This is a genomic window from Amycolatopsis alba DSM 44262 (assembly GCF_000384215.1).
In the GTDB taxonomy this organism is placed as follows: Bacteria; Actinomycetota; Actinomycetes; order Mycobacteriales; family Pseudonocardiaceae; genus Amycolatopsis; species Amycolatopsis alba.
Genome location: NZ_KB913032.1, coordinates 6,184,058 through 6,196,377, shown reverse-complemented (window position 1 = coordinate 6,196,377; position 12,320 = coordinate 6,184,058). Strand labels below are relative to the sequence as shown.

Sequence of the window (12,320 nt, the reverse complement as noted above, 5' to 3'; positions counted from 1 at the left end):
GCTTGTCGACCGGGTTCCCCTCGTGGTCCGAGGGGAACCCGGTCGATCGTTACCGGCCGAACCAGTGGAGCAGCGCGGCTTCCGGGCTCTCAGCACCCGCCACCCAGCACACGTGGCCGTCCGGGCGAACCAGCACCGCCCGCGCGTCCACCGCGTCCCGCCAGTCCTCGGTCACGGTCGCCGACACGTGGTCGACCCGGCCTCGTGCGTGGCCGGCCAGCGTCGCCTCGCCGTCGAGTTCCAGCAGCAGGCCCCGACCGCCGCGGAGCAGGTCGTAGGTCCTGGTCGGGCCGACGGCCGTGGTCAGCCCGAGATCGGGCATCCGGGAGCCCACCAGTGGATGCTCCGAGTCGCCGTAGCGCACGTCGAGGCCGGAGATCATGCCGGCCAGGTAGCGGTTGCCGTCAGGTGTCCGCGCGAGATCGAGGACGATGTCGCGCAGCGCCGCGACGTTCTCGTCCTCGATCATGTTCAGCAGCACGCCCTGTGCCTTGGTGTTGTTCAGCACACGGGCGGCCACCGGGTGGCGCTCGGCGTGGTAGCCGTCCAACAACGCGTCTCCCGCCCGGTCACGCAGTCGCGCCGCGAGCTTCCAGCCGAGGTTGACCGCGTCCTGGATACCGAGGTTGATGCCCTGCCCGCCGACAGGGAGGTGGATGTGCGCCGCGTCGCCTGCGAAGAACACCCGGTCCACCCGATACCGGTCGACCTGCCGCGAGGCGTTGCTGAACCGCGATGCCCACCGGAGCTCCTGAAGGTCGGTTTCCTCGCCGTACACGGCCTGCAGCGCGGTGCGCGCCTCGGCCAAGGTGACCGGGGTATCACGGGGGACCCTGGACTGCGAGCCGAACATCAGCCGGTAGCACCCATTGTCCAATGGAGACAGTGCCGTCCAGTGGCCGCCCTTACCGCGGACGTGCCTGCTGAAATGCTCCATTGTGGTCGGTACCGCGTCCGACCGGCTGGTCAGCACGATATCGGAGACGACCGCGGAGATCGTGCCCGCCGTACCGGGGAAGCCGACGCCGACCAGCTTGCGCACCCTGCTGTGCGCGCCGTCGCAAGCGACCAGGTAGTGCCCGCGTAGCGGCACCGCCTCGCCATCCGGACCGGTCACGGTCCCGGTGACGCCCTCGGTGTCCTGATCCAGTGCGACCAGTTCGTGCCCGCGCAGCACCGGGATGCCGTACTCGACGACCCGCTTCTCCAGCACTTCCTCGACCCGTGCCTGCGGAATCGGCACACCCCACGGATGCCGGGTCCGCCAGGACCGGCAGTCCAGCGGAACCGGCAGCGCCGCGAAGTGACCGCCCGCCCCGTGCCGCGCCGACGCGCGGTCCAGCACGTTGTCGAGCAGGCCACGCTGGTCCAGCACCTCGGCGGTGCGCGGTTGCAGACCGCCGGCCTTGGACTGGCCGCTGCGCTCGACAAGCTTCTCCACCACCACGGTCCGCACCCCGGCCAGGCCCAGCTCGGCGGCCAGCATCAACCCGGTCGGCCCACCACCCACCACGATGACCTCGGTCTCCATCGCCCCTCCACTCCTTCGGTAAACCCGGTAGATATGTATACCAGGTTTACTTATCGCCTTGGTATAGGATTTACCGGTGACCGGGTTGCGAGAGCGTAAGAAGTTGCAGACCAGGACCGCGATCTCCAAGGCGGCGATCGCGCTGTTCCTGCGGTCCGGCTTCGACCGGGTTTCGGTCGCGGAGGTGGCCGAGGCGGCGGAGGTCTCCAAGCGCACCCTGTTCAAGTACTTCCCGACCAAGGAAGACCTGGTGCTGCACCGCTTCGCCGATCATGAGACCGAGACCGCACGGGTGGTCCTGGACCGCGAGGACGGGGAGACGCCGTTGGCCGCGCTGCACCGGTTCTTCCTGGACCGACTGGCCGAGCGCGATCCGGCCTATGGCCTGTGCGACGACCCCGAGGTGCTCGCCTTCTATCGGATGGTCTCCATGACCGACAGCCTCGGGGCCCGCTTGAAGCAGTACGGAACCCGCGGCGACGCCGCGCTGACCGACGCGTTGCGTGCGGCCGACACCGCTCAAACGACCGCGCACCTGGCCGCCCGCCAGATCAACCGGACCCTCCAGGTCCTGGTCGAGCTGAACTGGCGGCAACTGGCCGAGGGGCGCCGCGCCGACGATCTTTACCCCGAGGCCGTGGCCAACGCCAACCACGCCTTCGACCTGCTTCGTGGCGGTCTTGGCGACCATTTCGGCTGACCCGGAACTCCGGCAGGCCAGGACGCTCGTCCATCAGGGACGTGTTCGAGGCGCACCGTCGCCTGCAGTGGACAATGCTCCGGCAGCGCAGGAAGCTCGGCGTTCCCGTCGGTTTCCCCGCTCTTCACACACTGTCCTGCGCGGCGGCCGAAAGGACTGTACGGATGACGGGTACCGAGCCCCTTGTCGAGTTGCTGAGGGCCATCCAGGCAGGTGGGCGGCTCGCGTCGCCAGAGGTCGCCGACGACACGGTGGTGGACCGCGCGCGCCTCGCGCCGGCCGAGGTCGACGTCCTCGTCGAGATCGATCCCGACCTGGACGAGACTCCGGACACCGACATCATGGCGCTGACCGCACGTGCCACCGAGATCCTGGACCTCCCGGCGGCACGGTGGCGGCGAATCGTCGCCGCCGTGGCCGAGGAGATCGAGGCCGCCGTCGGCGATGCCTCCCACATCCAGGAACAGGCCGATCTGCGCGATGATCTGACCATCGTGTCGCTCACGGTCTGGCCGGACACGACACTGATCTCCTTCCACGCACCCCGTCAGTTCCCGGACTCGCGCATCGATGTGCAACTCGACGAGAACCTCGAAGTGGACGACCTCGCCGTCGGAAACAAGGACGACGACGGATAGGCACGCCTACGCTGCAGCGCCACCGGGCGTGCCCGAACAGGTGCCGTCCGCTCAGTCTTCTACATCCGCGAGTCTCGCGACTTCTTCTGGTGTCAGCACAAGCATGAGTCCGGCCGACTCGGGCAGTGCGAGGGCTTCCGCGACTCGATGCATCACCGGCACCGAGTTCGCCACCACGTCCTGGCGGATCGGGAATTCCGCCCGCGTGCCTTGCACGACGGAGATGGTGATCTGCCGCCCGCGGACCCCGTCGTCACTTCGTGCCGTGCCTGCGACCTTCCGGACTGTCGTCGCCACCGATTCGACATCCGCCGACTCGAGGAACAGCCAGATCGCGACGTTCGTGTTCGTCGGCAGCCCCGGATGCTGAACCTCGACCATCGCGCCATTGACCCCCGGTACAGCGGAGAGACGCGTCTCGAAACCCGCTGTATCGACATCGACGGACCGTGACGCGCAGCCCGCCAACGCCAAGATCGCCCACAACACGCACACGACGACCCTCATCGCGACCCGCCCCCTCGTCTTCGGCAGCACCAGAGATCTCCCCCGGCCTTGGCTCGCGGACGAACAGCTCGGCTCACCGGATTGCCCGGATCAGCGTCTGCAGTCAACGTCGAGGAAGACGAGGCGTGCCGGCGGCGAGCCAGCGCGCCGTCGGCGGGATCAGCGCCAGCAGGAGCGTCGCGGCCGCGGCGACCAGGACCACGGCGAACGGCCAGACAGTGCTGGTGATCGGAGTCAATTCGCTGTACGAGAAGGCGACACGCGAGCTGATCCACGGCACGAGCAGGACCAGCCCGGAGAATCCGAAAGCGATCCCCGCTCCGATCACGGTGAGCACCCGTCCAGGACCTTTACGCTGGAGCAGCAGGATCCCTCCGCTGGAGAGCAGCACCATGGCGACAAGATCGATCACCGCGGCGATCGCCAGGACCACGGGAACGACACCGGAGAGCTCGACGCCGGGGGCGATGGTTTTCGGAGCGATGGCTCCGACGGCGAGCACATAAAGGGACAAGACGCACTCGATGACGCAGAGCGCGGCAGCCACCAGGAAAACGAGACCGCCAAGAATCGCCAGGACCCCGGCAGCGACCCCGGTAGCGCCTTTCGGCTGCGACGTCACTTCCGGCAACGGATGCTGCTCGAGTGTCATCACAGTCCCGATCGCGTGGTCGCCCGCGTGTGGAGTTCGTTCCTCCCACCGCCGGTCGCGTTCCCGCGCTGGGCAGTCGTCATGGTGGCATCTCCGATGTCCGGGCGGGTCGGCTACACACGGTACTGGCCGGCGCGTCCGCATACTGTCGGTCGAACAGACCACAGTTCCCTGGGTCGACCGGTGATACCGGTCTCGCTCTGCCCGCCGTCCCGATCACGTACTCCTGAACAGCCGGTCCAGCTGCACGTCGATCGCGGCGAGCGCGTCCTGGGGCTCGATCACGTCGAGTTCGATCAGGGAGGTGAAGCCGGTGAGGGCGAGGAGCAGGTTGGTCTCGGTCGCCGGGTCGCGGCCGGAGTCGATGTGCCCGTCGGCGATCGCCTGGCGGACCGACTGCTCGACGAGGGCCCGCCCTTGGACGAGTCCCCGGCGCGCCTGCTCGTGCACGGCCTCGTCGTGCAGCGCCTCCAGGACGTAGGCGGCGCTCATCCGGCTGGTCGCGCGGGCGTCGGCATGCAGGGGGAGCATTTCCGTGAGCGTCAGTCGCAGCACATCACGGGGGTGCGGACGGTCACCGAGCTTTTCGAGCCCCTGGTGTACGCGCACCGAGGTCTGCTCGGACGCGAAATCCATGGCGAAGGAGAGCATGGCTGTCCGGGAGGCGAAATAGTGCTGCAGCTGCCCGAGTGACATGCCCGCCTCCTGCGCCACCACGCGCATCGTCAGCTGTGTGACGCCGCGCTGCTCCACCACCCGCCACAGTGCGCGGGCGATCGCTTCGCGGCGTCCGCGGTGATCCACCTGTTTCGGCATCTTCGGTCCCTCCCTCGTCCCCTGAGACTTTTCCAATACAGTTGACATAATACACCTGACCCATAACGTGGAGGTCCACTCGAGGGAAGGAACCGTCATGTCCGAACAGCCAAAGGTGCGGACCACGGAAGGCGTGGTGCAGGGGCTCCGTCGGCAGGGGCACGCGGTGTTCCGCGGCATCCCCTACGCCCAGCCCCCGGTCGGAGCACTCCGCTTCGCCGCGCCCGCGCCGCCACACCGCTGGGAGGGGACGAGGCAGGCGGTCGAGTTCGGCCCCGTGGTGCCGCTGTCCCTGCCGATCGACGTGCCCCCGCAGGGCACCGACTGGCTGACGCTCAACGTCGGCACTCCGGATCCCGGCGCGGCGGGACTGCCGGTGCTGGTGTGGATCCCCGTTGGCGGCTACCTCTCGGCGGCGTCGAGCGACCCGATGTACGACCCGGCAGCGCTGGCCGAGGCGGGAGTCGTCGTGGTGACCATCAACTGCCGCGTGGGCGCGGAGGGATTCGCGTTCCTCGACGACGTGCCGCCCAACCGCGGATTTCTCGACCAGATCGCGGCGCTGGAGTGGGTGCAGCGCAACATCGCCGCCTTCGGAGGCGACCCCGGCCGGGTCACCGTGGGCGGGGTGTCCGCCGGGGCGGGCTCGGTCGCCGCCCTGCTGACGATGAAGTCCGCGCGCGGCCTGTTCCGGCGGGCCATCGCCCACTCGGTGCCGGGGCTGCACAGCACCCCCGCGCTGGCACGGCAGGTCACCGCCGCGTTCGCGGACCGGCTCGGCGCGACGGCCCCGACCGCCGAGGCCCTGCGCGACATCGACCCATGGCACCTGGCCGCCGAGCTCACCTCGTTCAACGCGGGCCTCCACGCGCACCGGGAGAGCTGGGGACGCCTCACGGAGACCGGCACCGCGCTGTGCCCCGTCGTCGACGGCGAGGTCCTCCCGGAAGCGCCCTGGCCCGCGCTGACCGGCGCGCGCGCGAGCGGGACCGAACTGCTCGTCGGTCACACCCGTGACGAATTCCGGTACTTCAGTGTCGTGAGCGGACGGCACGGCACCTTCACCGAGGAGGACGCCCACGCGGCCTTGGAACTGCACGCCCCGCAGCCGGACGGCGCGCGGGCCTACCGTGCCGCGTTCCCGCAGGCAGGCCCGGAGGAACTGGTGGAGACGGTGTACTCCGACGCTCTTTTCCGCATGCCGTCACAGAAACTGGCCGAGGCGAACGCCGCGGCGGGCGGCACCTCGTACCTGTTCGAACTGTGCTGGGTCGCCCCGGCCCTCGGCGGCATCCTGGGCGCCTGCCACAGTCTCGACGTGCCCCTGGCGTTCGGCACGCTGGACAGCCCTGTCGGCACCCAGCTCATCGGCGAGGAGCCCACTCCCGAGGCCGTCGCGCTCTCCCGCGAGTTCCAGGAGGCATGGGTCCGCTTCGTCACCACCGGTGACGCGGGCTGGCCCGCCCACCGACCCGGCGAGAACCTCACCCGCGTCCTGGACACCGAGCCGAAGACTCTGCCCTACCCCGAACAGGCATCCCGCCAGATCTGGGAAGGCCACTCCCCCGCCCCCTTCGATCTCTCGTAATCGTCCAGGCAGGCCCAGGATCCGGGCGCGGTCGTACCCCGGCCGCGCTCGCCCGGTTCAGGGCAGATCAGCCAGCCTGGTCACCGGCGCCGCTCGCCGAGGAGGCCGCACGTAATCGATACCGAACGACGTGAAAGTCGCAGGGCAAAGATCTATCGATCGACCTCGACCTCGCCGTCCGGGTCGATCTCTTCCAGGAGTTCAGCGGCGACGACATCTCCCCAGGACGCGGCCCAAGCCAGGACATCCCGCGCTTCGTCGTTTCGATCTTGCTCGATCAGGAAGGACCCTAGCTCAAATCCCCAGCCAGGCTCGTCGTTGTCTTGCGCAAGGCGAAATTCCTGCTCCGCTCCAGCCAGGTCTTCCCGCTTGCCCCAAAGAAACAATGCGTAATTCTGGTGCACCTTGTTCGCATCGAGCGCGAGGGCTTCGCGGAATTTTTCCTCCGCCTCATCGAGCCGATCCTGCTCGGCGTAGACGTTGGCCAAAGCCACATAGGTACTGGGATGATCCTTGCTCAGGTACCGGAGCGCCAACTCCTCAGCCTTGTCCAGCTCCTCCAGATCATCGAAATACAGCGATACCAAATTCGCCGCGGCCAAATTGTCGCCTCCGGCGATCGCTCGCCGAAGAACATCGATGGCCTCGTCATATCGTTCGCGAGATCGAAGAAAAACGCCGTAGTCGTTGAGTGCGCCGGTGTCGCCTGCGTCGATCGCCTGCCGGTACGACGACTCGGCAAGCTCGTCGTCTTCGAGGTCGTCCGCGATGTCGCCGAGCAGACTTGCCAGGTGCGCCTGCCCTTTGGCGACAGCATCGATCAGTACCTGCTTAGCGCCCTCGAGGTCATTGATCTCCTTGAGCGTCAAGGCCAGGATCCGGTCGGCGTCCGGCTCGCGGGCCGCGATGGCCGCACGAAGGATCGGAACAGCTTCCTTGTGGCAGTCCTCGTCCCGCAGCGCTGCCGCCTGCGCAGTGAGCGCCCCGATGTCGTTGTGGCTTGTCATGCTGTTCCTGTCGTTTTAAGCGGATGCTCCAAAGCGATAGCGCAGAGCGGGATGGCGGGGCCACAAACGGGTGATGCGAGCTTACCCGCCCACAGATCACCCGCCGAGCCTCGTCGAGCGCGCCTGACTGTCACGCGGTGATCCGAACGCCTCGGAAACACGCGTGGCACGCGGTCACCAGCAAAAGGCCAAAGCCTGTCTCCGTTCCCGGACGGCCAGCGCGACCGAGGCCGCGGCCAGCCCGCTCATGACCACCATCGCGGCCGCCAGCCGTCGGAGCCGCCACGCGGATCGGTTCGCCCGTGCCCTCTCTTCTTCGCGGGCCCGGATGCTCGCGTCGAGGAACTGCTGTTCCCGGAGGGTCAATCTCGCCCATCCGGCCAACGTGATCGCTTCGTCGAGCTGGCTGCCAACCAAGTGCTCGGACGGCCACCGGGTCTACGGACCGCTGGCGGGACCGGGTAACTGGCTGTGGGGCGGCGATTGCTACAACCACGGCAACATCGTCGAGTTCGGCTGGTAGGACGGCTGAGCAGTGGCCTGAACGGCGGCTCGTTCCCTTATCGGGGGCGGGCCGCCCTCACCCGTCCAGGTCGATCAGAGGTCCTCTGCCTCCGGAAGCCCTGTCCCTCCTCGAAGACTTGACGGAGCAGGATCCGGGTTTCGGGACGTGGCAAGGCACGAGCAGCGAGTGGCTCCAGCGCATCCGCGACGATGTCGACGAACGCGGCGATATTCCCCACCACCTTCCGCCACGCCTGCCTGACAACGGTCTACCATGACGGCAACGACGTGGCGACGAGGGAGAACTGACATGTTCGGTCTCAGCCTCGAACATCTGCTGATCCTGCTGGTCGCCGGGCTTTTCGTCCTCGGCCCCGAACGGCTGCCGGAATCCGCCCGATGGCTGGCCAAGACCCTCACCAAGGCACGGGAGTTCGCCACCGGCGCTCAGAACCAGCTTCGGACCGAACTCGGCACCGAGTACCAGCAACTCCGCAAACCACTGCAAGACCTCAGCGCCCTGCGGAACCTCGATCCGAGAACCGCGGTCAGCCGCCACCTGCTCGATGACCCGCGCACCGGCACGCACCCGCTCGTGAGCAGCGACACGGAGTTCCCCAGTGCAGTCCCTCGCCGTAACACCGGCGCTCCGCTGACAACCGGAGAACGAGCACCTTTCGACCCGGACGCCACGTAAAGGAACCGAATCCACAGGGCGGCGAACCATCCCGACGGGGTCCGCGTGCTCGCGACCTGAAGTCGCGCCAGAGGCTTCGCCATCAACGATCAGCGCACCGGGAAGGCCTCACCGCGCTCGGAGTCGCTGTGCGGAGCCCGCACGGGCCCGCGGGCGGATTCCGGCTGTCCTACGCCAGACCGGTCGACTCGAACTCGTCACCGGCCGGGCCCATCACAGCTCCGATCCACCGGCATCCATTCCTTCTCGCCGGTCGTTCGCCTGGATCACCCATGCGGAAGGGTCCCGTGCGCTCGGGTCGCGGACACGGTCAGTGAGCAGGAAGCCCGGCAGCTCCACCCCATACTCTTCGGTGAGCCGGAAAGTGCCGCCGAGCACGCCGGGATCCCAGCCGAGGGCGAGCGCGCGCTCGATCAGGAACCGGACGTCGGCAGGCTCCGGGTACGAACCATCGGTCGCGGCCGGGGTCCAGCCCACGCTCATGGCCTTCGAGAGCAGATCGGCCTCCAGCGCACGGCCGTTCTTGCCGCCACCCCAGACACGCACCCTGACGCAGCGATGCCAGTCGACGCCGTCACCGGCAACCTGACCGATCGTGGCCCGCCAGGTGTAGGTCCGCTCCCCGACGCGCAGCGTCCGCAGCCTCGTTCGCACCAGACCACTCTAGAACGGCCACAACAGACGCTCTCTGGTGTGGCGACGCCACCTGGGAGCCGCGGGTTTGATGTCCCGGTCCTGACCGGGCTCACGCACCCCTGCCCGCCGCCATCGACCACGGCAACGCCGCGACACTGTCCCCCGCTTCGCCCGCGAAACCGTGCCCCCACTCGGATCGGCCGCGCGGCCTCCCTCCGCGGCGTCCTCAGAACCCGCGCCATCCGCACGCTGTTCAAAATCGCCGACCCGGCCCGAGGTTGAACGCTGCGGTTTTCGCCAGCCTCGACAAGGACATCGAGTTCACCGGCCGGTCGTCACCTCGACGGTGAACCGCAGGGTCACCTTGGAGGCGACCATGAGCCTGGTCGCGAAGTTCTGGTTCACTCCCCACCGATGGCGATCGATCGTGACGCTGCCCGCGAAAGCCACCCGTGACGTGGCGGTGTCGACCACTTCGACGACGATGCCGCGAACGGGGTTGGTGACACCCCGGATGGTCAGGTCCCCGGCGACCTCGAACCGGGTGCCGCCGAGGTGCCGGATCCCGGTCGAGGCGAAAGTGATCGCCGGGTGGCTCTCCACGTCGAGGAACGCCCCGCGCAACTGGTCGTCGCGCCGCGAGTTCCCGGTGTCGATGCTCGCGGCTTTCACGCTGAACCGGAGGCTGGACCTCGACGGTTCGCCGCCGTCGAGGTGAACACTGCCTTCGAAGTCGTCGAAGTGACCCGGCACGCGGCTGGACATGGTGTGCCGCGCGACGAAGCCGAGCGTCGTCCGGGCGATGTCGAGCCGGTAGTCACCGGTCAATTCGCTGAAGGTGGTCATGCTGCTGCTCCTAGCCGGTGGAGAATTCAATCTCGCCACTACGACGACACGGCCCGGCCGAATGTGAGGTGCCTCGACAGCCCGGACCCAGCACGCCACCGGGAAGTACTCCACCGGTACACCTCATCCGACGACTTCGAAGACGACGGGGCAGCGCCGTGCCAAGGCGGATTTTCTGTCGGTGCCCCTCTCTAGGCTGACCGCTGTGTTCGACACCAACCTGGAAGTCTGCGGCGCCTGCGGCGTGACGAAGCAACACCACGGAGAAACCTGCGATCCCGCCGCCCTTCGGCGCATCACGGAACTGGAGGAACAACTCGACCGCGAACTCGACGCGCTGCTCGCGCCCACCAGCGTGGCCTGACCGCCGGAGCAATCCGCACAGGACGGCACACGGGCATGGAAAACACAGCTCTGCCGACAGGCCGCGCGACCACCTGCGTTTGCTTGCGCCGCCCATTGTTTGCCCATCGCCGTGTCGCATCCTCTCCGCGATGAGACAGCGAACGGAGGGGGCCTGGTCAGCTCGACGGTGCGGCGGCGGAACCACACCGCGTAATCCAGTGTCTCCGCACGGGAACGCCGATCCGCGGCCAGGGCCCGATGTTCCGGAAACACACGCTCGTAGCCATCAAGCTCCGCCAAGGCGTTGGCGTCCGCCTGTTTCATCGAATCATTCAGTAGATCGCCCATAGGTCAGCTCGCTGCCGTGGTTGGCGGTGCTTCGTGCGCTGCGTGGCGGCGGACGCCGCGGACGAGCAGGTAGCCGATCATCCAGAACTCGCCCACGGTCGCGGGAACAGCGAGAGCATCCGCGACGAGCGGCAGGTCGGGGATGAGGTATTTGATGAACGCGCTGAGCAGGTATGCGACGCCGCCGCCGATGAGGAGCCGGCCGAGGGTGCGGGGCATCCAGCCCGAGCGGAGCACGCACCGGCCCATGGGGATGAGCCACAGGCCGAAGAACAGCGTTCCCACGCTCCAGAGGTTTCCGCTGAGCAGGTACAGGAGCTGGACGGTGGCTGCCGCGTCCCCGATCGGGTCGATCGCGAACTGGACCGCGGTGGCCAGCGTTGCCGCGCTGATGAGGATCGCCACCGCGTTGACGAGGCCGAAAGCGACGATGCCGGAGGCGGCGAGCGGGTCCGCGGTGCGGAACAGGCGATAGAACCACACCACGACAAGGGCTTTGGTGACGACGATGAGCAGTTCGACGGCGACGCCGGCACGGGCGAGCGATTCGTGTTCGACCAGGTTGACCAGTGTCGCGCCGGGGTCGTCGGCGGCAAAGAGTCGCGGCCGGATGACCAGGAAGCCGAGTGCACCGGTGACGGCGAGGCCGAGGTAGAGCAGTCCGGTCATGCGGGCGGTGCGGATCAGCGTGCGCATGGTGGCTCCTTCGGCAGCCGTACGGGCGCATGAAGGTGGTCGTGCCGATCAATTCTTACGTCGTAAGGTAACCAGGAAATCATACAATGTAAGGTGAGGGCAAGAGTAAGGAGATTCAGTGCCGTCGAAGGCGTCCCGGAAGCCGCTCAGCCGCCAGCGTGTACTGGCCGCGGCGGTCGTCCTGGCTGATGCGCAGGGAATCCAGGCACTGACGATGCGTCGCCTCGCCGTCGAACTCCACGTCGAGGCCATGTCGCTCTACTACCACCTGCGCGACAAGGAGGCCCTGCTCGACGGCGTCGTCGAGACCGTGATCGCCGAAATCGACGCGGCGATCTCCCGCCTCGACACGGATGACGGTGGCGAAGACTGGCGTACGCGGCTGCGGCAGCGGTTTCTCGCGGCACGTCACGTCATGCTGCGCCACCCGTGGGCGCCAGGGCTGCTCGGCTCGCGCCGGACCATCCCGGCCACCGTGTACGCCTACTACAACGAGATCATCGGCACGCTCGTCGGCGCCGGGTTCTCCTACCACCTCGCCCACCGGGCGCTGCACGCGTTCGGAAGCCTGCCGCTCGGGTTCACGCAGGAGGTCTTCAGCCCGGAGTCAGCCGGCGGGAACATGGAGGACGACGCTGCGGAGGCAGACCTGGCCGCGGCCACCGAGACCCTGCCGCATCTGATCGCCATGGTGGCAGCCGAGGTCCACGACAGCACCGACCCCACGCTCGGATGGTGCGACAGCCAGAGCAAGTTCGAGTTCACCCTCGACCTGCTCCTCGACGGGCTCGAACGCCTCCGCGGCTAGC

General features: G+C 67.8%; 15 protein-coding genes. 7 read left to right on the top strand and 8 right to left on the bottom strand.

Going from position 1 to position 12,320, the window contains the following annotated elements; genetic code table 11:
- Positions 1-49 precede the first annotated feature (49 nt).
- Positions 50-1,531, bottom strand: a complete 1,482-nt coding sequence (locus tag AMYAL_RS0129095) for an FAD-dependent monooxygenase (RefSeq protein WP_020634801.1) — start codon at positions 1,529-1,531, stop codon at positions 50-52.
- A gap of 76 nt (positions 1,532-1,607) precedes the next feature.
- Here AMYAL_RS0129095 and AMYAL_RS0129090 point away from each other — a divergent pair, with 76 nt between their 5' ends.
- A complete protein-coding gene (locus AMYAL_RS0129090; protein ID WP_026467557.1) occupies positions 1,608-2,231 on the top strand; it encodes a TetR/AcrR family transcriptional regulator in 624 nt (207 codons plus the stop codon).
- A gap of 164 nt (positions 2,232-2,395) precedes the next feature.
- Complete coding sequence (locus AMYAL_RS46330) at positions 2,396-2,869, top strand: hypothetical protein (protein WP_020634799.1); 474 nt, start codon at positions 2,396-2,398, stop codon at positions 2,867-2,869.
- A gap of 51 nt (positions 2,870-2,920) precedes the next feature.
- On the opposite strand, the gene AMYAL_RS47850 is transcribed toward AMYAL_RS46330, so the two are convergent.
- From AMYAL_RS47850 to AMYAL_RS0129070, 3 genes are all read right to left on the bottom strand, one after another.
- Positions 2,921-3,406, bottom strand: coding sequence for a hypothetical protein (locus tag AMYAL_RS47850; RefSeq protein WP_020634798.1), 486 nt, complete (start codon positions 3,404-3,406; stop codon positions 2,921-2,923).
- Between the two features lie 73 nt (positions 3,407-3,479).
- Positions 3,480-4,028, bottom strand: a complete 549-nt coding sequence (locus AMYAL_RS0129075) for a hypothetical protein (protein WP_020634797.1) — start codon at positions 4,026-4,028, stop codon at positions 3,480-3,482.
- 216 nt (positions 4,029-4,244) lie between these two features.
- Entirely contained in the window at positions 4,245-4,844 is a 600-nt protein-coding gene (locus tag AMYAL_RS0129070) for a TetR/AcrR family transcriptional regulator (protein WP_020634796.1), read from the bottom strand.
- Positions 4,845-4,941: 97 nt separating this feature from the next.
- Between AMYAL_RS0129070 and AMYAL_RS0129065 the strand changes: the two genes are divergently transcribed.
- On the top strand, positions 4,942-6,432 hold the full coding sequence (locus AMYAL_RS0129065) for a carboxylesterase/lipase family protein (RefSeq protein WP_020634795.1): 1,491 nt from the start codon (positions 4,942-4,944) through the stop codon (positions 6,430-6,432).
- Between the two features lie 152 nt (positions 6,433-6,584).
- Here AMYAL_RS0129065 and AMYAL_RS0129060 read toward each other — a convergent pair whose 3' ends face one another.
- The gene (locus AMYAL_RS0129060) at positions 6,585-7,439 is read right to left on the bottom strand and encodes a tetratricopeptide repeat protein (RefSeq protein ID WP_020634794.1); all 855 of its coding nucleotides are present in this window, start codon (positions 7,437-7,439) and stop codon (positions 6,585-6,587) included.
- A 163-nt stretch (positions 7,440-7,602) separates the two neighbouring features.
- Here AMYAL_RS0129060 and AMYAL_RS49390 point away from each other — a divergent pair, with 163 nt between their 5' ends.
- A complete protein-coding gene (locus AMYAL_RS49390; RefSeq protein ID WP_020634793.1) occupies positions 7,603-7,962 on the top strand; it encodes a hypothetical protein in 360 nt (119 codons plus the stop codon).
- 291 nt (positions 7,963-8,253) lie between these two features.
- Positions 8,254-8,640 (top strand): twin-arginine translocase TatA/TatE family subunit, encoded by a 387-nt coding sequence (locus AMYAL_RS0129050; protein WP_020634792.1) that lies wholly within the window; start codon positions 8,254-8,256, stop codon positions 8,638-8,640.
- A gap of 213 nt (positions 8,641-8,853) precedes the next feature.
- On the opposite strand, the gene AMYAL_RS0129045 is transcribed toward AMYAL_RS0129050, so the two are convergent.
- On the bottom strand, positions 8,854-9,294 hold the full coding sequence (locus tag AMYAL_RS0129045; RefSeq protein WP_020634791.1) for a hypothetical protein: 441 nt from the start codon (positions 9,292-9,294) through the stop codon (positions 8,854-8,856).
- Between the two features lie 303 nt (positions 9,295-9,597).
- The gene (locus AMYAL_RS0129040; protein ID WP_020634790.1) at positions 9,598-10,122 is read right to left on the bottom strand and encodes a YceI family protein; all 525 of its coding nucleotides are present in this window, start codon (positions 10,120-10,122) and stop codon (positions 9,598-9,600) included.
- 205 nt (positions 10,123-10,327) lie between these two features.
- On the opposite strand from AMYAL_RS0129040, the gene AMYAL_RS49385 reads away from it, so the two are divergent.
- Positions 10,328-10,486, top strand: coding sequence for a hypothetical protein (locus AMYAL_RS49385; protein WP_020634789.1), 159 nt, complete (start codon positions 10,328-10,330; stop codon positions 10,484-10,486).
- A gap of 332 nt (positions 10,487-10,818) precedes the next feature.
- Here AMYAL_RS49385 and AMYAL_RS0129030 read toward each other — a convergent pair whose 3' ends face one another.
- Positions 10,819-11,511, bottom strand: coding sequence for a DUF4386 domain-containing protein (locus AMYAL_RS0129030; RefSeq protein ID WP_020634788.1), 693 nt, complete (start codon positions 11,509-11,511; stop codon positions 10,819-10,821).
- Positions 11,512-11,629: 118 nt separating this feature from the next.
- On the opposite strand from AMYAL_RS0129030, the gene AMYAL_RS0129025 reads away from it, so the two are divergent.
- Positions 11,630-12,319, top strand: a complete 690-nt coding sequence (locus AMYAL_RS0129025; RefSeq protein WP_020634787.1) for a TetR/AcrR family transcriptional regulator C-terminal domain-containing protein — start codon at positions 11,630-11,632, stop codon at positions 12,317-12,319.
- Position 12,320: the final 1 nt, after the last annotated feature.

Coding starts and splice junctions, on each gene's coding strand:
- AMYAL_RS0129040 (WP_020634790.1), bottom strand. CDS start 10,122: ATGACCACCTTCAGCGAATTGACCGGTGACTACCGGCTCGACATCGCC.
- AMYAL_RS46330 (WP_020634799.1), top strand. CDS start 2,396: ATGACGGGTACCGAGCCCCTTGTCGAGTTGCTGAGGGCCATCCAGGCA.
- AMYAL_RS0129065 (WP_020634795.1), top strand. CDS start 4,942: ATGTCCGAACAGCCAAAGGTGCGGACCACGGAAGGCGTGGTGCAGGGG.
- AMYAL_RS0129050 (WP_020634792.1), top strand. CDS start 8,254: ATGTTCGGTCTCAGCCTCGAACATCTGCTGATCCTGCTGGTCGCCGGG.
- AMYAL_RS0129060 (WP_020634794.1), bottom strand. CDS start 7,439: ATGACAAGCCACAACGACATCGGGGCGCTCACTGCGCAGGCGGCAGCG.
- AMYAL_RS0129070 (WP_020634796.1), bottom strand. CDS start 4,844: ATGCCGAAACAGGTGGATCACCGCGGACGCCGCGAAGCGATCGCCCGC.
- AMYAL_RS0129075 (WP_020634797.1), bottom strand. CDS start 4,028: ATGACACTCGAGCAGCATCCGTTGCCGGAAGTGACGTCGCAGCCGAAA.
- AMYAL_RS0129095 (WP_020634801.1), bottom strand. CDS start 1,531: ATGGAGACCGAGGTCATCGTGGTGGGTGGTGGGCCGACCGGGTTGATG.
- AMYAL_RS0129030 (WP_020634788.1), bottom strand. CDS start 11,511: ATGCGCACGCTGATCCGCACCGCCCGCATGACCGGACTGCTCTACCTC.